Annotated in this window: 16 protein-coding genes and 2 tRNA genes; 8 read left to right on the top strand and 10 right to left on the bottom strand. The window is 58.7% G+C overall.

Translation table 11 applies throughout. The features are described 5' to 3' along the window. Positions 1 to 66: 66 nt before the first annotated feature. The 4 genes from QW379_01820 (at position 67) to QW379_01805 (ending at position 3,883) form a co-directional block, all read left to right on the top strand. The gene (locus tag QW379_01820) at positions 67 to 456 is read left to right on the top strand and encodes a VOC family protein (GenBank protein MEM2869146.1); all 390 of its coding nucleotides are present in this window, start codon (positions 67 to 69) and stop codon (positions 454 to 456) included. After that, complete coding sequence (locus tag QW379_01815) at positions 453 to 1,931, top strand: 3-isopropylmalate dehydratase large subunit (GenBank protein MEM2869145.1); 1,479 nt, start codon at positions 453 to 455, stop codon at positions 1,929 to 1,931. The genes QW379_01820 and QW379_01815 overlap by 4 nt, the downstream gene beginning before the upstream one ends. A 182-nt stretch (positions 1,932 to 2,113) precedes the next feature. After that, the gene (leuD, locus tag QW379_01810) at positions 2,114 to 2,788 is read left to right on the top strand and encodes a 3-isopropylmalate dehydratase small subunit (GenBank protein MEM2869144.1); all 675 of its coding nucleotides are present in this window, start codon (positions 2,114 to 2,116) and stop codon (positions 2,786 to 2,788) included. After that, positions 2,789 to 3,883, top strand: coding sequence for an isocitrate/isopropylmalate dehydrogenase family protein (locus tag QW379_01805; protein MEM2869143.1), 1,095 nt, complete (start codon positions 2,789 to 2,791; stop codon positions 3,881 to 3,883). Between the two features lie 48 nt (positions 3,884 to 3,931). On the opposite strand, the gene QW379_01800 is transcribed toward QW379_01805, so the two are convergent. The 8 genes from QW379_01800 to QW379_01765 all read right to left on the bottom strand — a co-directional run bounded on the left by QW379_01800 (position 3,932) and on the right by QW379_01765 (position 20,915). After that, positions 3,932 to 4,807 (bottom strand): Mov34/MPN/PAD-1 family protein, encoded by an 876-nt coding sequence (locus tag QW379_01800; protein ID MEM2869142.1) that lies wholly within the window; start codon positions 4,805 to 4,807, stop codon positions 3,932 to 3,934. Positions 4,808 to 4,861: 54 nt separating this feature from the next. Continuing rightward, positions 4,862 to 5,329, bottom strand: a complete 468-nt coding sequence (locus QW379_01795; protein ID MEM2869141.1) for a ubiquitin-conjugating enzyme E2 — start codon at positions 5,327 to 5,329, stop codon at positions 4,862 to 4,864. A 152-nt stretch (positions 5,330 to 5,481) separates the two neighbouring features. Continuing rightward, positions 5,482 to 5,796 carry a hypothetical protein gene (locus QW379_01790; GenBank protein ID MEM2869140.1) on the bottom strand — a complete coding sequence of 105 codons (315 nt, stop codon included), beginning with the start codon at positions 5,794 to 5,796 and terminating at the stop codon, positions 5,482 to 5,484. Positions 5,797 to 5,869: 73 nt separating this feature from the next. Then, positions 5,870 to 15,307: a hypothetical protein gene (locus QW379_01785; protein MEM2869139.1), complete on the bottom strand. Its 9,438-nt coding sequence runs from the start codon at positions 15,305 to 15,307 to the stop codon at positions 5,870 to 5,872. Continuing rightward, positions 15,304 to 16,212: a ThiF family adenylyltransferase gene (locus QW379_01780; protein ID MEM2869138.1), complete on the bottom strand. Its 909-nt coding sequence runs from the start codon at positions 16,210 to 16,212 to the stop codon at positions 15,304 to 15,306. The genes QW379_01785 and QW379_01780 overlap by 4 nt, the downstream gene beginning before the upstream one ends. After that, positions 16,112 to 19,021, bottom strand: a complete 2,910-nt coding sequence (locus QW379_01775) for a tandem-95 repeat protein (GenBank protein ID MEM2869137.1) — start codon at positions 19,019 to 19,021, stop codon at positions 16,112 to 16,114. The genes QW379_01780 and QW379_01775 overlap by 101 nt, the downstream gene beginning before the upstream one ends. Before the next feature lie 766 nt (positions 19,022 to 19,787). Then, entirely contained in the window at positions 19,788 to 20,462 is a 675-nt protein-coding gene (locus QW379_01770) for a hypothetical protein (GenBank protein ID MEM2869136.1), read from the bottom strand. Positions 20,463 to 20,639: 177 nt separating this feature from the next. Beyond that, the gene (locus tag QW379_01765) at positions 20,640 to 20,915 is read right to left on the bottom strand and encodes a hypothetical protein (GenBank protein MEM2869135.1); all 276 of its coding nucleotides are present in this window, start codon (positions 20,913 to 20,915) and stop codon (positions 20,640 to 20,642) included. A gap of 476 nt (positions 20,916 to 21,391) precedes the next feature. Between QW379_01765 and QW379_01760 the strand changes: the two genes are divergently transcribed. Together QW379_01760 and QW379_01755 are read left to right on the top strand one after the other, a co-directional pair. Then, positions 21,392 to 22,495: an AAA family ATPase gene (locus QW379_01760; GenBank protein ID MEM2869134.1), complete on the top strand. Its 1,104-nt coding sequence runs from the start codon at positions 21,392 to 21,394 to the stop codon at positions 22,493 to 22,495. Positions 22,496 to 22,649: 154 nt separating this feature from the next. Beyond that, positions 22,650 to 23,462 carry a hypothetical protein gene (locus tag QW379_01755; GenBank protein ID MEM2869133.1) on the top strand — a complete coding sequence of 271 codons (813 nt, stop codon included), beginning with the start codon at positions 22,650 to 22,652 and terminating at the stop codon, positions 23,460 to 23,462. 80 nt (positions 23,463 to 23,542) lie between these two features. Here QW379_01755 and QW379_01750 read toward each other — a convergent pair. Next, positions 23,543 to 23,615: transfer RNA gene (locus QW379_01750), tRNA-Pro, on the bottom strand. A gap of 264 nt (positions 23,616 to 23,879) precedes the next feature. Between QW379_01750 and QW379_01745 the strand changes: the two genes are divergently transcribed. After that, positions 23,880 to 23,953, top strand: a tRNA-Gly gene (locus QW379_01745). Positions 23,954 to 24,137: 184 nt separating this feature from the next. Here the strand turns inward: QW379_01745 and QW379_01740 are convergent. Next, complete coding sequence (locus QW379_01740) at positions 24,138 to 24,380, bottom strand: hypothetical protein (GenBank protein ID MEM2869132.1); 243 nt, start codon at positions 24,378 to 24,380, stop codon at positions 24,138 to 24,140. A gap of 263 nt (positions 24,381 to 24,643) precedes the next feature. Here QW379_01740 and QW379_01735 point away from each other — a divergent pair, with 263 nt between their 5' ends. After that, positions 24,644 to 25,972, top strand: coding sequence for a bifunctional lysine ketoglutarate reductase /saccharopine dehydrogenase family protein (locus QW379_01735; GenBank protein ID MEM2869131.1), 1,329 nt, complete (start codon positions 24,644 to 24,646; stop codon positions 25,970 to 25,972). Positions 25,973 to 25,977 lie beyond the last annotated feature (5 nt).

Raw genomic sequence — 25,977 nt, 5'->3', positions numbered from 1 at the left:
GGCCGCGCTGGGCGACACGGGCGCTATTTATTATATATTAGAGAGAATCGGTGCCCGGGTGGCCTCATGTCCTTCGCCCACGTCTCCATCAGGACCAGCAACATGGAGAGGTCGATATCGTTCTACCAGCGGTACTTCGGCATGAGAATGGTCTCGAGGAGGGAGATACCGGAAAACAATGCTGAAATCGCCTTCCTAGAGAGCGAAGGGGAGTCGTTCCAGTTGGAGCTCACCTGGTACAGGAGCCAGAAGAGGTTCGAGCAAGCTGAGTACGAGAACCGAACCTTCGACCACCTAGCCTTCGTCGTCACCGGACTAGACGCATTGGTCAGCAAGATGAAAGAGGAAGGCGTGGTTGTCACGGACGAGCCATTCACGGCCAGGGCCACCGGCAAAAGGTACGCCTTCGTAGAGGACCCTGATGGAACCCTCATAGAGCTGATAGAGAGGAGATGAGGGCTTCCATGGCACCGACTCTCTCGGAGAGAATACTGGCCCGCGCCTCGGGTCTGAAGGAGGTCTGCGCGGGTGACTTCGTGGAGGCCAGGGTAAATCTGGCGATGGCGCACGAGAGCGCAAGACTCGCCATAGTCGGCCTAAATGAGATATTCAGGGAAGGGCGACCGTGGCGGCACGGTCCGGGGCTGGACCCCACCAACGCCCCGGCGGGATGGACACGGAACAGGGGCCGGGTCCATCGAGGGCGACGCGCGAGGGTCTGGGACCCGAGCAGAATTGTTATCATCCTAGACCACAGGGCGCCTGCAGAGAGCGAGGAGAGCGCTTCTGTCCACAGACTGATTCGCGATTTCGTCAGGGAGCAGGGAATTCGGAGTTTTTACGACGTGGGCGAGGGCGTCTGTCACCAGGTGCTCGCCGAGGAAGGCCATGTCCTGCCGGGGACGCTCATCGTCGGGTCGGACTCCCACACGACCACTCACGGGGCGCTCGGGGCCTTCGCCACGGGCATCGGCGCCACAGAGATGGCTGCTGTCTGGGCGACCGGAAAAATCTGGCTCCGTGTCCCAGCAACGATAAAGGTGAGCCTGCGCGGCAGGCTAGGGAGGGGGGTGACCGCAAAGGACGCGGCGCTCTATCTTGTTAAAGAACTCGGGGCTGGCGGAGCGGAGTACAGGGCGATCGAATTCTGGGGTGCGCTTGGAGCGATGAGTATTTCCTCCCGAATGACTCTCTGCAACATGGCCGTGGAGGCCGGCGCGAAGGCCGCGATGGTCCCCCCCGACGCCCGAACCTTAGCATTTCTCAGAGCAGCGCCGCCGGGGAGCCCCGCACGATACTGGATAAAAACCGCGGCTGCACGCCGACGGAGTGCGGGCGAATGGATGGAGAGTTGTGGTGGGAGTGGGCGGATGTTTCGTGCGTGCTTGGGGATGAGGGAGTACCGGGAGGAAGCCGGGGAGGACGGCGCAGTGTATGAGAGAGAGCTCGAGCTGAATCTCTCGTCATTAGAGCCGCAGGTCGCTTGCCCGCACTCCGTTGACAATGTGAAGGATATAAGGGATGTTGAGGGAATCGAAATTGATCAGGCGTTTCTCGGCTCCTGCACCAACGGGAGTCTTGAGGACCTTCAAGCGGCCGCGAGAATTCTGCGAAAGAGAAGGGTCCAAAAAGGGGTTCGCCTCATCGTGGCTCCGGCTTCAAGGCGGGTCTATATAGTGGGGCTAAGGAGAGGACTCATCGCGACGCTTGTTGGCGCGGGCGCGCTCGTGCTCAGCCCGGGCTGCGGCCCCTGCCTCGGCGCCCACATGGGTCTGCTCGCGCCGGGGGAGGTCTGCATCTCCACAACGAGCAGGAATTTCCGTGGGAGGATGGGCAGCCATCAGGCCGAAATATATCTCGCGTCGCCCGTCACCGTTGCAGCTTCAGCCGCATCGGGCAGAATCACGGACCCGCGCAGGATGCTGGGGTGAGGGACCGTGCCGGGGGAGGCCTCGCATGGAGTGCAGCGGGCATGGTGAGGATGGCCGGGCGTTGGGCTCGGGAATTCGGAAGGTAGGGATGACGGGACGAGGTTTGGTGGAGGGAGAGGCTGGGGGAGAGGTTGGATGGCTGGTGGAGCGCTCGAGGAATGGTGGGGGAAAGGGGGGAAAGGATGAATTCGCACCGGAAAGCCGGTGATAAAGAAACCCCGATGGGCAATTCTCTGAGAGTTCTGAGAGCTGTCGGTGGGAGGGCAGTGGTTCTCGGCGACGACGTCAACACCGACCTCATCATCGCAGGCAGGTACTGCCGCATGGCAGAGCCGGCCGAGCTGGCTAGACACGTTCTCGAGGGTACGGAGTGGGAGGGAAAAGTATCGCCAGGGGACATCATCATCGCTGGTAGGAACATGGGCATCGGCTCCAGCCGGGAGCAAGCGCCGCTGGCCCTTAAGGGGGCCGGCGTCAGAGCGATAGTGGCCGAGTCATTCGGCCGGATATTCTTCCGCAACTCGGTCAATATCGGGCTGCCGGTGATGGTGGTCCCAGGGGTGAGGGGGAGGGTAAGGAGCGGAGAGCGGGTCCTCCTTGATTTTGAAAAGGGCACTCTGGAGGTACCGGCAGAAAGGTTAGTTCTGCATGGCGAGCCCCTGCCCCCATTTATGACCGAAATCCTCCGGGACGGCGGCCTTGTGCCGCATCTGAGGAGACGCATGGGATTCTGGACCCGCTCCGGGGGAGCCCGCGCTCTGGAAAAAAGGCGGGGAAACCGCGCGGAATTCACCACTACACACCCCGTGCCTGGACTGACGCGAGACGCCGGGGACCACAGCCACGGAGGTGCGTGATTGCCGAAACACAGAATTGCCTGGCTCCCCGGTGATGGCGTCGGGCCTGAGGTGTTGGAAGCGGCCAGAATGGTGCTCGACGCTACTGGGCTGCGCGCGGAGTATCTACACGGCGACATCGGCTGGGACTTCTGGAGGAGCGAGGGAGACCCACTTCCTGCGCGCACGCTCGACCTTCTCAAAAAAACCGACTGCGCATTTCTAGGCGCCGTCACCTCCAAACCTGACCCCGAGGCGATGAGGGAGCTCGCGCCGGCCCTCAGAAAAAAGGGCCTCACCTACAGGAGCGCTGTCCTGAGAATTCGGCAGCTCTTCGACCTCTACATATGCCTGAGACCCTGCCGAGCCTACCCGGGAAACCCGGGGAATTCCATGGAAGGGATAGACATAGATATCTTCAGAGAAAACACTGAGGGGCTGTACGTCGGTGTCGAGTGGTGGCGCGTGCCGGATGGGCTGAGGAGGTTTCCGGGTATGGAGAGGATTCCTGAGAGCGCCGCGGTGTCAATCCGCGCTGTAACCCCGAGGGCGTCCCGGAGAATCGCCATGGCCGCTTTCGAGCATGCTCGGAGAAGGGGGCGGAAAAGAGTCACCGCAGTGCACAAGGCCAACGTGCTGAGGGCTACCTGCGGGACCTTTCTCGAGGCCGTCAGGGAGGTGGCGGCGGAGTTCCCCGGTATCGAATACGAAGAGATGCACATCGACGCCTGTGCGGCCCGGATGGTCCGAGACCCCCTCCACTTCGAAGTCGTCGTCACAACCAACCTTTTTGGCGACATTCTGTCCGACTTGTGCGCCCAGCTCGTCGGCGGGCTGGGCTTCGCTCCGAGCGCGAGCATCGGGGACAGCTACGCCCTCTTCGAGCCGACCCACGGCTCTGCCCCGGACATCGCCGGCAAGGGCATCGCCAACCCCGCGGCCGCCATTCTAGCGGCGGGGTTGATGCTTGACTGGCTAGGAGAGAGAAAAAGGGCCGAGGCCCTCGAGGGGGCTGTCGCCGAGGTCATACGCGAGGGCAAGGTGAGGACGCCGGACGCCGGTGGGAGCGCCCGCACGATGGAGTTCGCCGCGGCAGTGGCCGAAAAGATAGAGTGAGAGGCGGGTCCGGATTTACCTGAGGGTGTCTGGGCGACTCGCTCCACCCTAAACAATTAAAAGCGGGCCAAGGAGCGCCCAAACGACCGTCATCAACGCGCCCACGGCGAGAATCGCCCAGGCGGTGGGTCTGTCACGGTGCATCGAGAGGACGAAGCCCGCCGCGCCGCCGAGCCCGGCGAAGAGGAGGGGAAGTAGGAAGAGGAGGCTTGTCGCGGCGCTCCTGCGCCTCTCCTCAGTCTCCCGGACTGAGGGGCGAGGGTGGGCCTGGGACTGCCGCCGCGACTCCTCCGCCGGCTCCTCAGCGGGCTTCCCCGCCGTCACGGCCTCGGTCCCCAGGACTTTGGATCCCGCCTCAAGGTGATGGGACCCGTCCCTGTCTAAGTTCTTATAGATTGCAAAAACCTTCTCCTCGGCCACGTTGCCGTTCATCTTGTAGACCTTGAACTCCTTGTTTATCGGATCAATCACGACGGCGATGTGGAATGGCTTGTTGAACATCCTCTTCTGCGTGGAGATGTCGGTCTGGGACATGAAGCAGCCGTGGCCGGGGTGGGAGTGGTACCACCCAACGATGACATAATCGAAGTCTATTCTGTCGAGCTTGTCGAAGGCTTTCTCGAAAGCCTGGAAATGTACCGAGACCGATGTGGTCTCGAGGTCGCTGGTTACTGCGTCCTCCACAATCGTGTACTCCTTGTTCTTCCACCTGCAATAGTCTCCCACGAGGTAGCCGAGGGCCTCGAGGTGCCGCTTGGCCAGCAGGGCCGACTGCTTCATCATAATGTCGAAGGCCTTCTGAGAGATGTAAACCTCGATTCCCGCGTAGGGCTTGCCCCACTCATGTATGATGAAGTCCTGAGGCGGCTTCATCTCGCGGGCGCGCCGCTTTCTCTCCGCCACAATCCTCGGTCGGTCGGGCAATGGCCTCAGCCTCCGCGGTGGAGCGTGGCCACCGCTCCTTTCCATTTCGTTACTTCAGCCCTCGTCGTCTTCCTCTCCGTTAGCGAGAATACGAGGGGCCTTCCGGCTAGACTGGATGATCTCAGGGGGCTTGTAGGGGTGCTTGTTGAAGTACTCCGCGGCCCTAGTGCAGCTGTCGGTCCCATAGGGGTTGGCCGGGTTGGGGTTCGAGAGGAGGGATTCTATTCCCTTGAGGAAGGTCAACAGGGTAGAGTTGAAGTCCCACTCGTCGAGGAGTCTGGTGCATACGTAGCCCCCGTCCTCGGGTAGCATCACGTTGGGGTGGAACGTCGGGGTCTCCCACCTCACGATGGGCTTGTGGTATGGGTAGTCCTCGGTTATCTCCATCGTGAACCTGTGGGTGAACTTGTGCGTGACCTTGCCATCGCGCAGTATCGGCCCTGGGACACCCCGTAGAGTCACCTTGATTTCAACGGGAAAGCTGCTGAAGGTTGGGTCGGAGACCACAATGGTGTGAATCATCTTGCGACGGACCTGCGCGATCTCATTCTGGAGCCTTTTTCTTAGAATCTCTTTGGGTAAAGGCAGCCGCGCACCCCCCGTGGAGATTCATCCGCCATTCATGGCCCTCTCTGCCCCTCTGCCCCGGCCGCTCGATTCCCCTCGCCGCTCCCTCAGCCGCCCCCCTCCGGGTCGGGGATAAGCTCTAATACATCCCCCTCCCTTATTCCGGACTCCGCCAAGGTTATCTGCCCCCGGAGCACCCTCTTGCCGCAGCGGAGGACATACGCTCCCGCCTCCTTCTCCCAGTAGCTGGCGGCGCTCTCTATCGTCTCCTCTATCGTGTTGTCTGGCTCCAGGTCCATCTCTATTCTGCTCCCCGTGTCGGCGTCCTTTATCGTCACTCTGGTGGTCATCTGCATCCCTTTTCCCGGTTCGAGTGAGCCGATTTCCCTGCCAGAACCCTGCTTCCTCCGCCGAGACTGCATCTTAATATAATCTACCCGTATTTAACCCCATCGCAGAGGGGGCCCATCGCATAGGGGGAGAGCTCCCGTCCGCTCAGGTCTCCTTGTGGATTATGTTTTTCAGATCCCTGCCGCAGTTGGGGCACTCTCCCACGCGCGAGGCGCAGGTCTCGTGGTAGGTCTTTCCACACTCGCACCTGACGAGTGGGAGTCCTGACTTGATGGTCCCGAGGCAGATGTGGCAGCGGACGGCTTTCGTCACGAACTGATTCATCGGAGTCGCCAGTGGGGTCATGTCTTCCACCCTTATCCATCTTGTCTCATGCAAGCTGAACTCCTTTCCGTCGAATTCCCTGAGGAAGGCGATGGACATGGTCAGTGGCAGCTCCCCTCCTTTGGAGGGCCTGACACGCACCACCTGCTTGCGCGTCTCGCCCGGTCTCAGGAGGGGTATTCTCTCGTTGCCCTGGATATCCAGCTCCCCCGAGAACTTGACCACGACATCCTTTGCAGTGGCTTTCCCCAGATTGGTTATGGAGAGGGAGGCTTGGCTCCACCTCTCTTTGTGCAGCTGCCCCTCGAGTTTTATTTCCACGCCGATGCTAGGAGTGAAGCGATCCAAGCTCCGCTGGACCTCTTCAATGCTCTGGCGCGCGAAGTCCAGGGCCTCCTCACCGCTGGTCGACCTTAGAGCCACCGCCTGGTCCAGCAGCCTCCTGGCAATGGTTGTGTCCAGGCCATATGTCTTGGCCACGGATATCATTGATTCTGCTGAGTAAATCGTATCAACGAGCTCCTTGAACCTTTCCTTCGCCTGCTCCGCCTCCTGTCCGCACTTCCGGGCGAGCTCCAGGGCCCTGCCGAAATCCTTGGCCTCCTGGGCCTTTTTGGCCTCCGCCAGCGTGTGCTCGGCGGCGCTGACATCTGCCCCGATGTTCTTCGCATAGTTTATCTTGAATTGGGAGGAGGCTATGGCCTCGCTCGCAGCCTTCACATACGTTCGCTCGGCGAGCTGCATGGCCTGGGCGACGAAATCCCGCGTCTTCGTATAGTTCCCGCTGCTGAATTCGGCGCTGGCGAGCTCCAGGAAGTCCAGAAGCTCCTCTGGGGCGAGTCCCAGCTCCTTGAGGAGGGCAGCTTTCTGGGTCGCGGTCTCCAGCTCCAGCCCTGCCTTGCCGAAGTCCTCCCTGTTCCTGGAGGCCTGGGATGCGCACTCCCGGGCGAGACGCGTCGCTTTCTCGAAGTCGCGGGCGTCGAGCGCCTTGAGGGCCCCGGTCAATAGGTTACGCGCAGCGGGTGATTTTGCCCCGGCTTCCTCCGCCTTCGCCAGCACCTCCTCCGCGGCCGATATCTCCTTCAGAGCGAGCTTCTCTTGGACCTCCTCTGTCAGCCCAAGAGCTCGGAGCACCTCCCTTCTCGCGGCGGCGTAGTCCTTCTCGGCCAGAAGCTTCTCGGCCGAGGCTAGGAGTTTCCTAAGCCTCTCGTCCTGAATGCGGGCCTCCTTCAGGACCTTCCGGCAGTACTCGATGGGGCCCGCAACGAACTCATGCTGGGCCCTCTCGGCCTCCTCCGCGCTCTGGACCGCCTTCTCCAGAGCGGCCTCGAAGTTCCCAGCTTCGAGGTCACCGCGGGCCCACTCCAGAGCCTCTACTGCCTTCTTCGGGTCAGCGCCCATCTCTCTCGTCGCGTCTATGGTCTCCTCGGCGGTTGAGATGACCTCCTCCACGAACTGGCGCTGGGCGCGCCCTGCCTCCTCTATGCTACGATTGGCGTAGTCCATTGCCTCCTCATATTCCCCTTCAGAAAGAGCGGCCCGCGCCTCCTCGATGAGGGAGCGGGGCTTCGTGAGGTCTATATCCATCTTTATCTTTGATAAGGTCTCCTCCGCCTTCTTAATCACCTCCTCCGCGAATGCCGCCTGACGGCCCATTGCCGTCTTCTCCACCTCAGCCAGGAGGCCCGAAGCCCTCTCAAACTCCGCCCTCTCTAGCATCTCCCGCGCCATCTCGAGCGACTTGAGGAGGTCCTCAACGACAACCCCCATCTCCTCGGATTCTCTGATTTTCCTCTCCACCATCGAGATCTTCCGGGAGAGGTAGTCCTCGCGTATGCGGTCCACGAGGGCGATGCCCGAGAGCGCCTGCTCCTGCGCCGAGCTGAACTCCTCGTTCCGGAGGGCTGTGGTGGCAAGTCTCAAGACCTCCTCGGCTTCTCTGACGTCCGCCCCCATTTTCTTTGACTCCTCCACGAGCCCCTTCAAGGTCTCAAGGGTCCCGCTCACAGAGCTCCTGAGTGTGTCGCGGGCCCGGGCGTATGTCTCCCTTGCTAGCTTGAGGGCCCCGTCGTAGTTCCCCTCGCTGACGGCCTCCTCGGATCTCTCGAGCATCGCTCTGAAGTCCCCAAACGCCGCTCCCGTCCTTTCTAGCTCCGAAATGAGGTGTTCGGCCTTTAGAATCTCGCTCGCAACGTGCTCGTTCACGCGCTCCTCGGCGCGACGCTGGCACTCACGGCACATTTTGAGGACCTGCTGAAACCTACCCTGCGAGAACAGAACCTTCGTCTCGGCCAGCAGTCTCTCCTCTGCCGAGAGCTGGGCGCCCAACTCGCGCGAGCGCCTCATCCACTCCTCCGTCTTCAGCACAGCCTCCTCGGCGTATCTGAGATACCCCTTCTCTAGCTCCGACCTCGCCTCCTGAATAATTCTGCTGGCGTCATCGTAGCGCCCCTCGTCCACGGCCTCGTTCACTTCGACGAGCGCTTTCTTGGTCCGGGAGATGTCGAGCCCAAGCTCCGAGGCCTCCCTTGCCATTGCCTGCAGCCCCTTCACAGCCTCTATTGTCTCGACGTGCCGGCGGCGCGCCTCCTCCGCAGCGTGTATCGACTCTTCGATTAGCGCGAGGGCGGACTTGTGGTCCCCGCACTCGAGGGCTGCCCGGGCCCGACTGAGGCGGTCCCGCGCCTTGGCCACGCTAGCCCCCATCTCCTCTATTTCTGAGAGAAAGCTCGAGGCTTGCCGTGTGTTCTGGGAGACGAAATCCTGGAGAATCACATTGAGGGCCTCCCTGCCCGAGCGCACGATCTCCTCTACCTTTTTATGGTCGTGGGATGCCAGAGCCCTTCGCCCAGATTCGAGAAGCTCCTCGATAGCCCGGACGTCCCCCCCCACCTCTGAGAAGTCCTTGACACTCAGCTCCAGCCTCTTCAGGCTCTCGGCCGAGGCCTCGTGCTCGGCCCTCTTGCTTCTGGCCAGCTCGAGCGCGTGGCGGGTGAGCTCCATCGACTTCTCGAACTCGTTCTCGTTGAGGGCCTCAAGCGCAACCTCCAAGAGCTCGGAGGCCTCAGCAGTGTCCGAGCCCGTCTCCTCAATCTCGGCGATGTGAAGCTCCGCGTCCGAAAGTGAGCCCAGCACAACCGCCTGCTGCATGCTGTCAAGATCCTTGAGGCAGCGGGTGGCTATCTCGAAGGCCTTCACGAAATTCCTGCGCTCTGTCTCGGCTCTGGCCTCTGCGAGAAGGGCCTCAGCAGAGCCAACCTCCGCTCCGATTTTTCTCGCCGCGCCAATCTTCTTCTCACAGAAAGCGATAATCCTCCGGGCCTCGCTGGACTGCCTCATCAAGGTCCCGATCTCGCTCTTTATCCTTTCCGCCGCGGCCGCGCACTCCTGATAGTCGTGGCTCTTCAGGCGGGCACGGGCATCCTCGAGCGCGCTCCGGAACCTCTCCATGTTGAGGCCCTCTGCCTCTCCCTCAATGACCGCCTTCTCAGCGCTTGCCACAAATTCGAGATGCTGGCGGTGCTCCGCCGCCCTTTTCTCAGCTTCCTCGCTCGTGGCCTTAGCAAGCTCCACAGCCCTCTTGTGCTCGCCAGCTTCAGCCAGAGCTCGCGCCTCGGAGAGGAGCTGTCTGGCCGCCCTAGCATTCGCCCCTATGGCCTCGGCTTCGTCAATCGAGGTGGCGGCGGAGTGAAGGAACTCCTGAACCCTGGCCCTTATCCCTTGCTCCGCACCCACCTTGGCCTCATCGAGGAGGGAGAGGGCAGTGGCATAGTCCCCCTCCCCCGCAACTTCTTTGGCCCTCAAGATAAAGCCCTGGACCCTGCGTGGATCAGCCCCCAAAGCGTCCATGGCTGAGAGTATGGTGTTGAGGGCGGAGAGCGCGGCCTCCATCTCCTCCCTCGCTTTTCTGACCCTCTTTATCTCGGCCTCGCAAGCCTCGATAGTTTTGAGCATCTCCGCGTAATACTGGCTGCGGAAGAGCCTCTCCGCTTCCCTGTGGAGCTCGATGGCCTTGGGGGCCTTGACCCCCTCGGCTTCTAAATAACCCAACGACTCTTCGACCTTCAGGAGCCTCTGGGACATGAACTGGCTCTGAACCCTGCTGAGGAGCTGGTTCCCCTTGTTTATCAGGTCCTCGGCCTCCGCGTAGGCGCCCTTCTTCAGTAACTCTCGTGCGGCCGCCAGATGTCTCTCAGGCTCGGAGGTGTCCGCTCCGTATCCCTTGACTTTCTTCACGGCCTCATCGAGGGCTACCGCAAGGCCCTGAATGCGACGGTGCTCCTTTCTACTGCTCTCCAGGCCCCTAGATGCGCTCGAAGAGAGTTCGAAAGCTCTCTGCAGCTCCCCCTTCTCGAGGGCAGCACTGGCCTCGGTGAGGAGGGCCAGCTCCCGAGCGGTCTCTAGGCCCTGCGCGGCAGCCTCCTCGGCTGCTTTCCGTACCCGCTGGATAAAGCCTAGGACATGCTCACGCTCCGCCGCACTCAGGTCGGCCAGAATTTTGTCATAACTCTCTATTGCGCGGGTATATTCCCCTCTTGACACGAGGGCCTCAGCGCGTGCGGCTGCCTCCCGAGCCCTCCCCACGTCCACACCCAGCGCCGTCGCCCTCTCGAGAGCTTCTGTCAGCTGACCCATCCTCTCCGAAACGACCCGGTGGTCGTTAATTGCCTTTGTTAGGGCTCCGTCGCACTCCTCCAGGAGGACACTCGCGTCCATAAAGCTGGCGAGCTCGATTGCTGCCTTTGCGCGGGCGAGCCTGTCTCGAGCCATCCTCGAGCGAATGCCCCAGTTCTCTGCCTCGGCTATCGCTTTCTCCGCTGTGGCGATGTGCTGCGAGAAGATTGCCCTCGCTCCCCTGATGGCCTCCTCTACGGCCTGCCTAGCCAGCTCCCTCGCTCCCGCGTAGTCGTGCTTCGAGAGTGCTCCCATCGAGCCGTTGAGGAATTCGGAGGCTACCGTCACATCGACTTCAACAATCCGCGCTTCCTCGACAGCAGCCCGCGCGAGGAGAACCGCGGAGTTCGATTCCCTGAAGGCCGAATCCGCGGCGCCCAGTCTCTCTCTCGCCTGCCGGCAGAGCTCAATCGAGGTCTTAAACTGACCGGCCTCGAGGGCCTCACCGGCCTCGTCTAGAGATGAGCCCGCGGCCGAGACGTCCGCCCCCTCCTCCGCCACTACCTCGAGCTCGTCCAGCAACGGCGCGAGCTCGCTCCATACTACGTCCCGCTGGGCGGTCACGAGCTGCGATAGACACGCCTCCGCGCGAGCCCTCGCCTGCTCGTAGTCGCCCTCCCGGAAGGCCTTTCTAGCGAATTTCAGGAGGGTCTCTGGGTGCTGCACGTCGGCCCTTATTTCCCGCGCCGTTTTGAGAGAGGATTCGCACCCCTCTATCACTCTCCGGGCCGCGACCGCTACTGCAATTGTCTCCTCCGCCCTCCTTCTACAATCGCTAACCACCTCCATCGCAGATGAGTAGTCGTGCTTCTGCACCAGCCCCCGAACTCTCTCCAGCTCCTCTATGAACGCCTCCATCCGGATTCCTTCGGACTGGGCTCCCTGTACGAGCTTCTGGAGCTCCGTAAGGGCGCTTAGGCCGGCGGCGTGCCTCTCCCGGCTCGCCTCCGCCTCCTCACAGGCTCTGCGCGCTAAGGCAAATGCCTCCTCGAACTCCCGGGCCTGCATCGCACCCTCGGCTTGCGACAGCAGATCCTTTGCTCTGGCCGCGTCCGCACCTATCTCGACGGCAGAGTCGATCGCCCTGCGGGCCTTACTTGTCCACTCCTGAACCAGCGTTTCCTGAGCCCTGACGAGCTCCTGCTCCGCCTCCACGACCTTCTCCATCGCTGCGTCATAGTTTCGACCTGCGAAGTGAGCCTCGGCCTGCTCCAGCAGCTCTCGGCCTCTGGCGATGTCCGCGCCCATGGCCTCTGCATCGCGTATGTGGGCCCGCGCTAGCTCTATCGCGCCGAGGGTCTGCTGGTGGCTCTCTATGGAGCGGACGATGGTGTCGCGGGCTTGCTCGGCGAGCTCGACTGCACCTGGGTAATCCCCCGATTCGGCGCTCTTGCGAGCCCTAGCCAGCAGCTCCTGGGCCTCTAGGGTCTTGACGCCCATTCCGGCGGCCTCACTGATTCTGGCCTCAACAGCGGTCAGCAGCTTCTGGGTATTGCGGTGTTGGTCACGGCGAACGCCGAGCTCGGTTTCGATGCGATCGAGCTGCTGGAGCGCCTCTTTGAAACGGCGTTCGGTGAGCATCGGTTCTAAATCTCTCAGGGCCTTTTTTAGAGAGCTGAGTTCCACACCCTCCCCTGAGAGCTCCTCGGCGCGCGCGCGGATGACCTCAAGTCTCTTTCTAAGGGCGTCCCCGATGGCTCCGTCGAGCTCGAGCTCCCCTCGACGGACGTAGTCCAGAACGTCATCGTAGTTCCCTCTCTCAGACGCAAAGCGGGCCAGCCCGAGGAGGTCCTCTGCTGATGAGGCGTCGGTCCCCAGACCCTTCGCTTCCGCTATCCGGCTCTGGAGTCTGGAGAGGGCGGAGAGAGCCTCACTGTGTCTGTTCTTCAACCGCGCCAGCTCCGCGTCCACGGCCTGGACCTCGCGCAGGACCTTGAGGAATGCTCCCGCTGGGACGCTTTCCCGAAGGGCCTCCAGCCGCTCCCTCAGGTCCTTCACAACCACTCCTGATGAGCCCGCCTCTTCAAGCCGTCCCATCGCCGCCTCCAGGACTGCCCTCGAGCGCTCGCTGAGCAGCCTCTCTGCAGCGTCTAGCACGGCATGGGAAATCGAAACGGCGTCCTCGTAGTTACCCGAGTTGAAGGCCTTCCTGGCCTCTATCATCTCCTCAACCATCTCCGAGTGTGGAATTCCATAGGCCTCGGCTTCGCTGAGGCGTCTTTCCGCAGCCTGAATTGTTTCCGAGGCCGTGTGGTGCATCAGCCTCTTCTGCTCCAGCAGGCCTAGAACCTCCCTCGCGCTCGAGGCCGCGGAGGCGATGTCGCCCCTTTCCAAGAGCTCTCGCACCTTCGCCAGGCCGGTCTTTTCGCTCTCCACACTCAGGCCGAGCTGCTCTGAGGCCTCTATCAGCGCGGATAGCCTCTCGCATAGCTCATGGGCTTGCTTCTCAAGCTTCTTTTCTATGGCCTCCACGGCCTCCGCCGATAAGGTCAGGGCGCTTTCGTACTGCCCGTTCTCTATCAAGGCCCTGACGTGCGCCAGACTCTCTTCGAATTCGCCCACCTCCACCCCCGCCCCCCTAGCCCTTTCAAGCGTGGCCTCAAGTAGGGCTCTCCCGTCCACGGCCTCACGGAACCTTAGGCCCAAAGTACGAGCCTCCTCCGCTGCCAGCCCCGCATAGTAATGGCTTGCCCCGAACCTCCCGCATTCTAGCAGCTCCCGGGCTCGCCTCAGATACTCCTCAGCCCTCGGGAGCTCCGCTCCCTGCTGCCCGTATTCATCTATAAGGTTGCGCGTGGAGCGGAGCGTCTTTTCAAGAGCGTCCCTGCACTTCTGCCTGAGGGAGGGGATAATGTCCTCCGCCCTGTAGCGGGCACCCTCGTAGTCCCCGCTCTCATACGCCAGCCGAGCCTGCTCGAGCTTCGAGCTCTCTGGAGAGACGTCCAGCTCCGCCATCAGGGCCTCGGTTACAGCCTCCTGGGCCTTCTCGAGAACGTCTTGGGCCAGGACACTGGCGCGGGAGTGGGTCGCGACCGCCTTCTCCAGAGCCGCGGCAGCCTCGGATATCTGAACTGCGTCGCCACTCTCAACGATACGGAGCGCTTCAAGCGCCAGGCTTTCGGCGTTCTCCAGAGGCGGGCCTTCGAGCTCCGCTCCCTCCAGAAGTGCCAGAGCACGTGAGACGCCCTGGGCTATTAGCCCGGTCCGTGCCTCGATTTCCCCGAGAGACTGCCTCGCGAGCAGGAAGGCTTCGGCGTATCTTCCGGCCTCGCTGGCGGTTCTCGCCCTGCGCAGTGTCTCCTCGGGCGCCTCCACACTCGCGCCCGTCGCTTTTAAGGCATCCAGCTCCCCCTGAACGGACTCAAGGACCTCCGCGACTACTCTCCTCTGGCTGGAAATCTGGGAGTCGATGACCTTACGCGCCAGTGAGAGAGCCTCCTCCGGTTTCCCGCCTCTGAGGCGCTCCTCCGCCTCATTCAGCTTCGACAAAGCATCCGATGTATCCAGACCCATCTTTCTGCTCCCTTCGACGAGCTCCCGGGCCTTTGATAGCTCGCCCGCAGCCTCGTCTCTCCTTCTGAGTAGAGACTCTAGGGCGACACGAAGTTCGACAGCGGCCTCGAGAGCAGGGCCGGCTTTCCCGGCAGCGGCCATGCCTTGGAGCCTCACGAGCTCCGCCCTCTGCTCCGCCACTGGAATTCCAGAGGCTTCGACCCGCTCTATCAGGCCGGCCACGGTTCTCAGGGTTTCTCCTACATCGGCGGTCTTCTTTGTAAAGGAAGCTGCGTCGCTCTCGAAGCCCTTCAGCAGCTCGTAAACGGTTTCATAGTCCCTGACGTCTATTAATGACCCTACCCGGGGCAACGACGCTTCCCAGCGTGATACGTCCATCCCCTGAGCCCGGGCCTCTTCCAGCGCCTTCGTCACCTTCGTCATTAGTTCCCTGAAATGTGCCCTGCGCTGCCTCTCAACCTCTTCATATAGGGAGTTCATTATCTCGACGGCCTGTATAAATGCGCGCTTTGCAATCAGGCCCCGGACCTTTTCCAGCGAGGCTCTGAACGAAGACACGTCCATGCCCCATCTCTCGGAGTCGTTGACAATGCTCTCGGAGTTGGAGAGCCACTCAGCCACTCCTGCCTCCAGAACCCTGGCACCCTCTTTGATTGCAGTCTGGGCGAGCCTGCGGGCCTCGTCAGGGTCCTTCCGTACCTTCTCCTCGGCCTGGACCTTCAGCTCCATTATCCTAGATGCGTCAACGCCCAGTCTCTCGATGTCATCTATGATGCTCCCGGCAAGGCTGAGCTCCTCCTCCACCGTCCTCGCCCTGAAGCTCCGAAGAATCTCCTCGCACTCCGTCAGAAGCTCCTCTACCCTATCGAACTCTTTGCGCTCGAGTGCGGCCTCTGCCTCCCGCAAGAGGCCTTCGAGGCGGGAGGTGTTAGCCCCCTCCTTCCTCGCCTCCTCCACCCTCCCGCCCATCTTCGCCAGCTCATCCTGGAGCCTCCGCCTACGAGTGGGGTCTCCGGCGAGCTTCTTCTCCAGCGACTTGGCGTACTTGAGCCCCTTGAAGCTCTCTTTCACGCCCTCACCTCCTTCGAGTGGTGGGGGCACTCAGGGTTGCGGTCCACCTCCAGAATTTCGCTGACATTTCTTTTTCCATCGTAGTAGAAGATGTTCCGGAAGCATAGCTCCCGCTGCCTGCTCGTCAGCTTCAGAGCCTCCCTGACCTGAACCGCCGCAACGACGCTCGTTGTGGTGATTTCAGCGGCAAGCTTGGGGTCGAAGAAGGTGAAGTCCCTGCCCGTGCACGAGAACCGCTTCTCCAATACCCGCATATGGGTCCTATTCATACCGCACTCCAGGCATGGCGTCTCTGGAGGCAGGACGTTCTGCACCTTCCCCACCGTCCCCAGCGTGGCGCCGTCGATGTACGGAATTCCGCGAGGATAGGTGTGGGCATTAAGGTGGAGGCGGGCAGCGATGTTGTCCAGGCATCCCAACACGACGCCGTGCCTATAGATGAACCTCTCCGGCATCTCCTCGATTCTGCACACGTGCGGCTCTACTTTCGCTCCGGGGTCGAGCCGGCGGGCTCTCTCGGCGAGCACCTCGGCCTTGAACCGCTTCTCTGTTGAGTCTTCCTCCGTGAAGAAGACGCACCGGTTAAGATTCGAGAGCACGACGCGGTCCATATCGACGAGGGAGATTCGTCGGTAGCCAGAGAGGATTAGATTCTTCACAACCTCATTGCCCAGCGCCCCAGCCCCCACCACAAGGACCCGCTCCTTTGCTATTAGCCCGAAGTCCAGCCAGCCTATTCTCTTCGCCCTCTCGAAGCGGTCCGCGTCCTGGTACCCGGGCCTCAGGACAACCAGCGCTCCACTCTTACGGGGCCTGCCTCCCTTTTCTTTTTTCGTCCATCCCCCTCCCGCAGACCGGGCATCGCCCGGTTTTTTTGAGGCACTGGATGTGATAGGCGGTTCCACAGGAACAGGTATAATTGCCCGGCGAGGCCTTAATACTTACCGCCTGCCTGCACAGCCCGCATCTGGTCTCCCTTTGGGCCACGACCTTCCGGACCCGCCTCTTTGCTCCCGCCCCCCTCTCGCGCTCCGCCTCCTCCCTCTCCGCTGCCCTCAACCTCCAGTAGTCCACCAGGAAAACCGCCACGACCACCGCCCAGACTACCGTCACGAACCAAGGGCTCAACCCGCCCAAACCGGCGAGCCCGAAGCCGGCCACCCTCCCGAGCTGAAGCTCGTCCCCTCTGCTCCTTACTTCAATAACCACCTCGGTCTCATCCACAAGCCCCTCTGGGTCCGTGACCCGAACCCTGAATAGATGCACTCCCACATCCCCCGGCCCTGGTGTGAAATAGAACTCACCGCTTGTGGCGTTGATAACGAAGAGTGCTGAGTCCGATGAGAAAACGAGTTCGTCCCCATCGGGGTCATAGGCCTCGATTCTGCAACTGAACCTAACCCCAACCACGGCCCGCAGGAGACCAGGGGAAACGACTTTCGGGGGCTCGTTTGTCGGGAGTAGTGTGATATTGAGAGGAGCGTCGACAAAGGCGCCGCTTGGGTCGGTTACCCTGACGATGATGTGGTACTCGCCCAGCTGGCTCGTGGGTGGGTACCAGACTAGCAGGCCGGTCCTTCTGTCGAGCTGCATGTCGGGGAGAGCCGTGAGAAGCGAGTAGTGGAGCTCGTCTCCGTCGGGATCGTACGCCTTCACCACGGCCACGTAAGGCCGGCCCTGATAGGCCGTGCCTGGAGCGCCTCCGAGGAAAATTGGCGGGTCGTTGACGTCCTGTACCATTATCTGAAAGGCCTGAACCGCCACCCCACCATGGCTGTCCGATGCGACTATGACAACCTCGCGTTTCCCGATCGATGCCTGGGAGGGTAGCCACTCGAGCACGGCCGCGTCCCCACCCTCCTGGGTGAGGCTCATTCCGTCGGGATGAGAGGCGAGGGTGAATTGGAGAGAATCGCCGTCGGGGTCCTGCGCAAGCACCCTATACGTGAAAAGGCTCCCCTGGCGCGCGGTCACAGGGGGAGAAGTGATGATGAACGGTGGGTCATTCACATTCATAACCCTGATATGGAAGCTCTGGCTCGCCCGCCCTCCTAAACCGTCGGAGACCTCCAGACCGACCAAGACAGTCCCTACCTGGTCCGCCCGGGGCGTCCACGCCACTAGACCTTTTTTTTGGTCAATGGTCATATTGGCCGGGGCTGCGCTGAGGAAATAGGAGAGCTCGTCGCCGTCCGGGTCGTAAGCCCGAATCTGGTACTCATATAGCACACCCTGCTGGGCGATGGTCGGAGGAAGGGAGTGAATCTGCGGGGGGTCGTTGGCATTGGTTACATTCACCTCGAAGCTCTGGTAAGCCGTGAACTCGCCGTCTGAGACGGCCAGCACAATACGGTTCAGCCCTACCTGCTCATTGGTCGGGGTCCAGCTGACGAGACCCGTGAATGCCTCGATGGACATTCCGCGAGGCCCCGCCACAATTGAGAACACAAGCTGGGCGTCGTGGTCCGGGTCCTCGGCCTCGGCTTGATAAAAATAGGGCCGCCCCTGAAGGGCGATGAGCACCGGGAGGCTCTTAAAATACGGTGGGTCGTTGATGTTCTGAACGGTGAGGAAATAGGACTGGCTGGCCGGTGAAGCTATGCCGTCCGTGACGCCAAGAACCACCCTGAAAGTACGGTTTGCGTCTGTGACGCCCGGTTTCCAGGAAACAAGGCCGGAGCTAGAATCCACAATCATTCCGTCCGGGCCCTCGAGTTTAAGGAAGGTGAGGGTGTCGCCGTCGGGGTCTATGGCTCTCATTAAATATGTGTAGTCCCTACCCTGGACCCCCGCGCTCGGAGGGATGGAGATAATCTCTGGGGGCTGGTTGATGTTCAAGACGGTCACAACCAGGGTGTCTTCATCAGAGTTGCCGGCCGGATCGGTGACGTTCAGCACAACGGTGTAGCGCCCAGGGGCTTTGTAGGTGTGGGAAACAAAGGAGCCGCTGGCCACGCCATCGGACCCAAAGTCCCCAAAGGACCATATAAATCGCGCAATCCCAACATTGTCCGTTGAGAGGCCCCCGTAAAATGTGCACTCCTCCCCCTCCTCTGCGGTAAAGTCATCGCCGGCGCAGGCGCGCGGCTCGATAGCATCAACAGTGATCACCCCAGTCCCCACCGACGAGAAAACCAAGGGGACGCCATCAACCCATACGTCTCCCGAGGCTAGCGAGGCGGTGAAATTGTCACCGTTAGAGGCTAGGGCACTTGTTCTGATGACAATGAAGAAATCCGGTCCTGAATAATTGGCGAGGTCGCTGGGAGGGATTTGAAGGCCGCTCATCTTGAGGACGGTCCTGAAGGTGTTGCCGACGACGGTCCAGGCGGGGACCTCCGAGAGTGGCGCAGGCTGGTCGTACTGGTCGAAGAGCCCTGTTGTGCCCTTCGTCTTGTTGTCAATATAAATAGCCACACCGCTCGAGGAACTCGTTGAGAGGGGCGCGAGGTCGGATGTATCGAAGTGGCCAGCCCCGCTGGCGTCCGTGAAGTTTACCGCCACGGCCGTCAGGAGCTCGCCCCCGTCCTGGTACATATTGACTCCAAATATCGCAACCGGCCCGGAGAGGGGCTTGACCCATTCAGGAGCAAGGGAGGAGACGCTGAGCTGATAGACCGAGGCCTTGGAGGTCGGAAGTACTGACCATCCAAGAGCTAGGCCAAGCGCCAGCAGCCCGACCGCCGCCCTTTTAAAGGGTGCCCCATGGGTCATAATCAATTACAATACAGAAAAGGAGAATTTATATCTTCCCTTGCTATCTTCTAAATCATTTATTAATTTCTATTTTACATGCAAACGCCTATTTTCCCGTCCTTCCAACCCGTACGAATTGCAAAAGCGCATGACCCCAACTGAAATGACTGCTTAAGGTAAGGACGGGCCCTAACCAACTGCGTAGTGGGCCCGTCCGGATTTAAAAATCGCCTTTTTTACTATCGGTGGACCCATTTTCAATCAGGCAAGTATTGAACCTCTGGGCCATGCACGAAAAACCCGGTCTCAATGGCCCCCGGATAGCATTCCGGGGAATTCCAGAACCGCCCTGTGTCCTGTTCTCCCCTGGTCCTAGAAACGGGGCCGGGGGTTTTTTCTTTTTTCAATGATTCAACCCAGGTTATAGAATTTTTCACAGCTGATTCACGGTTTGGCCATAAATCGATTTGCATTTGCCTAAAAGGCCATTTCTGGGCTCTGTGACAGGCCCAGGACAGAGGATAGTTGGGGAGAGGCTTGATGGTAGAAGAACTCGCAATACAGTTCAGTTCCGGGCATAATGAAGCATGTTTTTCACAGCATCAGAATGCGAGCATATGAATAAGCATTGGAGGCTTGTTGACTTTAAATACGCGCTCGTTGAGTGTCCAATAACCCGTGTTATTGGACGGAAGACGGTATCTTGTTACCGGTTCTATGATACCAAGAATGTCCGTCAGCAGGCTATGAGCAGGCCCCAGGTCACCGGCAGCAGACCGGCAGACTATCGCCCTTGAGGTGGATAATATGGCGGTTGGGGAGGCTGTTGTGGATACTGAGGCGGATATTGAACAGGGACATATTGAGGCTGTTGCTGATAATATTGCTGTTGCGGGTAGGGCTGCAGCGGTGGAGTTTTCTGGGATTTTCTCTTTACATAGATTACAATTCCAACAATAATAAGGACCACAATCACTATGAGAATCACTATGACCGCGAGACAGAAGAAACTGAGTGCTTCACCAGCTGCTTGTACATTCTCTGAGAAAGGGTCGCTACGAGTGAGAGAAATAGTCACCGGACCGACAGGATTCGCGCTGCCTTCGATATCATTGACTCTATTATCAATCACCAAGCAGTAAGATTGGTCATCGGGTTTTGTCCAGGAGAAATGCGCTGTTGTGACATTGAGCATCTGAAAGGTGGGCGTGAAATTCGAATAGATGCCGAGATAACCGCTCCAATATTGATTGTTGGATATGATGTAAATATCGATGTTGCCCGTTGATGTAACATCAATGTCTATCTTGTCACCCTTGGAGACTCCAAAGAGCCAATCGGAGTAATGATCATTTTCATTTACCGTCTCATTCTTGACATTCGTCTTCGCTGAGATAATATCCACAGGTGTCAATAAACACAATAGCGTAAGCACCGCCAATATCGTTCTCACCCTCATGGTCTCCACCCTCGATGCCTGGCAGTATCGGCAGTCCCAGAGCGCCCCCCGGGCGGACAAAATAATATACGGACGGGATATTAAAGATTATCCTGAAAGCTCCATACGGAAAAACTGACTCATCAAAAGGGGGAATAGCACTTTCTGAAAAATGTTCAATTCCCGGATGGCGAAATGTCACGAAGGCTTCAGATTCGGTCCGATATAGAGAAGCTTTCTCAATAACCCGAACCTCATTTCATTGATTCTTTTTGTCTCATCTCCTGAGAGCCCCCCTCTTCCGAGAGATTTATCGAGGTCATTGATTTCATTAATTATTTTTTCGACAGGACGATTGTCAACATAGACATAAGTGGGCCCCCTTCCAGGACCCATTTTTCCTTGGTTAAAAATGTAGTGAGCAGGGTCTTTTCCCTTATCTCGCTCCCCATATTCGCGTCCAATTTTCTCCAAGTGTGTCCGCTGCTTTTTTAGATAACCGAATTTGACAAGTTGTTGGATCCATCATAAACATCGGGCCGGGATGATTTCGGAAGATGAAGAAGTTCCATAATATGCGGGATTGAATAAGGTCCGGAGTATTAAACGAGTTGATATATCTCATATTGAAGATATGAGAGGCCAACAAACCTTTTCCGCTTCCCTGCCCTGCGATTATCTCCCATGCCCATCACCTATTGTAGGATTCTATTCCTACACCACGCAACGCATATTACCCTTATTAAATATATTATAAAATAGCCAAATATAGGGGGTGAGGGCACGGGGGATATTTCAGTTGTTTATCGCGACCCGGACGAGGGTGTGCGGCGATGCAGAGGGATCCAGCTTATTGAGGATGACCCTCAGTTTCTGGTCTTGGTCCGCCGTGATAATACGCGGATTCGGTTCAACCGCTCAGCAGTTCTGAAAATCGAGGAGGTGCATTCATGACCGAGGACCTGAGAGGCCAGGACCATCAGGTCCAGGAACAGCAGGGCTCGGAGCCGCAGCAGCAAGGCGGCAAGGACCCCAATGCTTGGAAGGAGAAAACTGCCGGGGTTATTCCAGATAAATGTGGGGGGATAATTCATTGCCTCATCCCCTCAGCCAGGGAATACCGCAGGCAGTGCTTGGAGAAACCTCGACCGCCATTTATTATTGAGGACCTGATACCGGACCCCATCGAGCCCGGATACATTATTATCGGCGGAAGAGAAGGCACGGGGAAAACCCAATTTGCTTTGCAGATGGCTTACGCTGTGGCCAGCGGAGAACTATTTCTCGGGTTAAAGACTCGACGGACTGTGGTTGCTTATCTTGACCTGGAATCTTCCCAGTATGATTTGGTTCAGCGGACGGAAAAACTGGAGAGGATGTATCCAACCGCTAGAGACTATATTCGATGTCAGCATTTGGACCCTTTGCGTCTGCCCACCAGGGAGCAGGATTTCCGGAGATTGATAAAAGGTGCAGAGTTGGTGATTCTTGACAATCTTCAGCTGGCAGTCGCCGGAAATCCGGACGACCCTGGCGACGCCAAGCGGTTCATTGACAGCATAAAACAAATATCACAAAAGGAGAAGGTCTTTTTCGTTTTAATCCATCACCTTCGTAAAAAATTCAGGAGCAACGGGCGAATAATGGACACGGATGCTGATGACATTCGTGGTCCCTCTATATATAAGGATTTGGCCACTACCAATATCCTGTTTGAGGAGACGGCACAACCAAGAGACGCGCGAGGTAATTCTAGGCCGAAGACCCCCGATGAACAAAACAGCAGACAGTTTACTTTTTGGAAGGTCAGACTGGGGAAAAAATCCGACGCGGCGACAAGAAGATTCTTGACTATGACCCCCAGACCGAAACCTATTATCCCAAGGAAGTATCCGAGTCCTCAAAGAATCCTGAGGAAAAAGAGCGCAACCGGAAAAAAGGTACAACCGGATATCTATGGTGCAACCGGCGCAAGCGGTGCAACCGGCAGTATAAGGGCCAAACCAGACCCACCATCCCCACCGGCCATTCCGGTTGCGCGGGGGGTCTGCTAATGAATTCAAATGTTAACATGGGGGCGAGATATACCCCAATACCAAATTCCCCTGTGTTAGAGGTAACAGTCATACGGAACAGAGCCGAAGCCGGACCTGGCAGGCAGCAGGGTTCAGGCCCTGTACCCCGGCAGCATGGGCAGAGGGGTCTCTCTTGACCAGGATGTCCCCTGAGGCCCGCCTGAGCCTCAAAGCAGATATCCTTAAAGGAGACCAGCCCGCCACTGTACTGGCCCGGAAGTATTCCACAACGCCAGCAAATGTCCGCCAGCTCGGGCACAGGCTCCATAAGCCCGCAAGCGTCATAGTGAATGTCACACAACCCATATTGGTGGCAGAGGACCGAATAGCCCGGAAGAACGGATGTCACACTTCTTCAGATGTCACAAGTTCAGAAATCGATGTTGGCTGGGAACTTGCCAGGTATCTTGACCGACTCAAGGGGCTCGAAGCCGATTTGGCCTCTGGCGGCCATGCTCCGGTTCAGGTCCTTTTGGCCCTGACGGAGCAGATACGGCGTGTCTTGGAAACCCAGTTGAAAGCAAGGTCTCTTGGTGCCGGAGCAAAAGAACAGGAAGATGGCCCGGTTTTCCTAGGTGAGCCGCGGCTCAAAAAAGCGTTTATGCAGGGATACCGGCAGCGTGATGCCGAACTTCAGGACGGCGAATGGATTATGGAGAGAATGGGCAGAATTCTGATAGGGGAGGAGAAGCCGGGCGAGTGTCCCTGGCCTGGCAGCATCCTTTCGGAGGCTCAGACACCCGCAGCACCGGAGACGCGCTCTATTCCGGCCAGGATTAAACCGGAGGCCTCGGGCCAGCACCCCCCACAGGAATGCCCTCCAGGACCCCCAGAAACCCCTCAGGAAATGCAGTCTGTCCCGGGCCAGGCTGATGCCCCCTCGGAAAGAAAAACAAGGCCAGGGCCAATTCCAGGCCCTATAAAGAAGGAGGAAAGTCAAGATTGACCGACAGCTCCCCAGTCCCCGGAAGAGAAAGCTTATCCCCTTCTGGACCTTCATTCACTATCGGTAAAAGGGGGTGAAAATGGGCCCGTCCGGATTTGAACCGGAGTCTGAAGCTCCCAAAGCTCCTAGGATACCAAGCTACCCCACGGGCCCTTGGGCAGGGAATATGGCTGGAGCTAATAATTGCTTCCGGTCGTACTCCACTCGATTCCCCATCCCAGTCAGATGTAGGAAAAGGGCCGGATGCAGTGGTACGGCGTGATGCCCTGCAGAAGAGTAGGATCCCCTCCGATTGCCCCTGTATAGAATTTGGAAAACCCCGCGCGATCCTTTTTCTGAAAACCCCGGGGCAATCCTTATGCCCGGAGAGGACCAGTAAAACCTTTAAAAGGGGCAAGATGATACACGCTGGCCGGTGCGGGTGTAGTGTAGACTGGTTATCACTTGAGCTTGCCAAGCTCAGAACTCGGGTTCAAATCCCGACGCCCGCACTTCAACTTTATTGGAGGGCGTCGGATTTGAGAGGGGGACCTTCCGATACGGTAGAGAGGAAGGGGCCCAAATCAACAATTAACAGGAGCCTAGCGAGCCGTTAGTTGTTGCCCGAAGGGAAAATCCCCGCACCCCCACTTCACCATTTCCCGGCAGGGCCTGTGCACCCCCAGCAACGCGGCGCTAGATTTTTTCCCCTTTTTCTCCAGAACCGAGGTTTCTCTCGACCTTCCTCCGGCGTTCCAGCTCCATGCTCTGGAGGGTATCTTTTAAGATGAAATATACTATGAAAAATATTATGCATAAGCCGATTGAGATAGTCGCCCACCATCCTATGCGCGTGGGTGCGTCCGGGAAAGCTTCATATATATAATAATAAAGCAAGCCGATACCCACCAAGCCGAAGAGCACCCCGATCCCGCCCACAAGCTTAGAGATAGCGGTAACAGTCTCGATATTTCTGTCATCGGCACCGCGCGTCCCTATCCCTCCCCAATGCTATTGCCCTTCACGACTATTCAATTTTGTGGTATTTTCAAAGGATAACATTTTCGCACCGTATGTTTAGGTGGGCACCGAGGACCTCCGAATGTGCAGGAGCGCTTCGAGTGGCCCTTAATGGAACTCCGGGTGTCCCATTCAACAACCCCCCCGTGATAGCGTATGTCCAATAAAGATTATCTAACCTAATCTCGATTGCCCATGGGGGTAGAGCACTGGTAGCGAGGATAGGCATTCGCCGGGAGGATATCAACCGCCGGGAGCGGAGGGCCCCTCTCACCCCACAAGACGTCCGGTGGCTGATTTCTGAGCACGGGCTCGAGGTCATTGTTGAAGACTCAAGCCTGAGGGTCTACACGAACGTGGAATACGTGAGAGCCGGCGCAAGGGTGGAGAAGAGTCTTAAAGAGTGCCCTGTGATATTTGCGATTAAAGAAATTCCCGTGAGCGAGCTCGAGGAAGGAAAAACCTACATTTTTTTCGCACACGTCATCAAGGGCCAGGAGCATAACATGCCCATGCTCAGAAGGCTCATGGACCTGAAATGCCAATTAATAGACTATGAGAGAATAGTTGACGATCGCGGGCGGCGGCTGATCTTCTTCGGCCGACACGCCGGTCTCGCCGGAGTTATAGAGACGCTCTGGGCCCTCGGCCAGAGGCTCAGGTGGGAGGGCCTCGCCACCCCATTCCTCAACCTAAGGCACGCGTTCGATTACGATAACCTCACGGCGGCGAAGAGGGCCCTGCGCGAGCTTGGCAATCTGGTCTCGAGGGACGGTCTTCCAGAGAGCCTCTCCCCTCTCATCATCGGTGTCACTGGCTACGGGAACGTGGCGGGCGGGGTCTGGGAGATGCTCAGGGAGCTGCCCGTTAAGGAGCTCTCACCCGACGAGATAGAAGAAGGGCTAAAGGCGCCGTCCAGGCACTTGATCTATGCAGTTACCTTCAAAGAGGAGCACATGGTGGAGCCGGTTGAACCGGGCAGAAAGTTCGAGTTGCAGGATTACTATCAGCATCCGGAGAAGTACAGACCGCGCTTCGAAAGGTATCTTCCCCACTTGACGGTGCTCCTGAATTGCATATATTGGGACGCAAGATACCCGAGACTTGTGACCAGGGAGTACCTTAGGAGGGAGGGCCAGCACCGCCTCAGGGTCGTTGGGGACATCAGCTGCGACATCCGGGGCTCTATTGAATTCACTTATAAAGCTACGGAGCCAGACAGCCCCGTCTTTGTCTACGACCCGGAGAGCGACACTATCAGAGACGGGGTCGAGGGGAATGGGGTTGTTGTAATGGCCGTCTACAACCTCCCATGCGAATTTCCAAAAGAATCGTCTGAGAGCTTCAGCGCTGCTCTCAGGCCCTTCGTCCCAGAGATTGCGAAAGCTGACTATTCAGCCAGCTTCGAGCGAATAGCTCTCCAACCGACCCTGAAGAACGCAATGATACTTCACAAGGGAGAACTTACACCTCCATACCGATACATTGTTAAATTCTTGGAGAAACGATAGAGCGG

The sequence above is a fragment of the Thermoplasmata archaeon genome, assembly GCA_038851035.1.
GTDB lineage: Archaea > Thermoplasmatota > DTKX01 > VGTL01 > VGTL01 > JAWCLH01.
Note: the sequence above shows the minus strand (reverse complement) of the source record. Positions and strands in the feature narration are given on the sequence as shown.

What these genes read in the sequence shown, in the direction of transcription:
- QW379_01820 (MEM2869146.1), top strand. Translation starts at nt 67, where the DNA reads ATGTCCTTCGCCCACGTCTCCATCAGGACCAGCAACATGGAGAGGTCG.
- QW379_01815 (MEM2869145.1), top strand. Translation starts at nt 453, where the DNA reads ATGAGGGCTTCCATGGCACCGACTCTCTCGGAGAGAATACTGGCCCGC.
- leuD (MEM2869144.1), top strand. Translation starts at nt 2,114, where the DNA reads ATGAATTCGCACCGGAAAGCCGGTGATAAAGAAACCCCGATGGGCAAT.
- QW379_01795 (MEM2869141.1), bottom strand. Translation starts at nt 5,329, where the DNA reads ATGATTCACACCATTGTGGTCTCCGACCCAACCTTCAGCAGCTTTCCC.
- QW379_01790 (MEM2869140.1), bottom strand. Translation starts at nt 5,796, where the DNA reads ATGCAGTCTCGGCGGAGGAAGCAGGGTTCTGGCAGGGAAATCGGCTCA.
- QW379_01775 (MEM2869137.1), bottom strand. Translation starts at nt 19,021, where the DNA reads ATGACCCATGGGGCACCCTTTAAAAGGGCGGCGGTCGGGCTGCTGGCG.
- QW379_01770 (MEM2869136.1), bottom strand. Translation starts at nt 20,462, where the DNA reads ATGAGGGTGAGAACGATATTGGCGGTGCTTACGCTATTGTGTTTATTG.
- QW379_01760 (MEM2869134.1), top strand. Translation starts at nt 21,392, where the DNA reads ATGACCGAGGACCTGAGAGGCCAGGACCATCAGGTCCAGGAACAGCAG.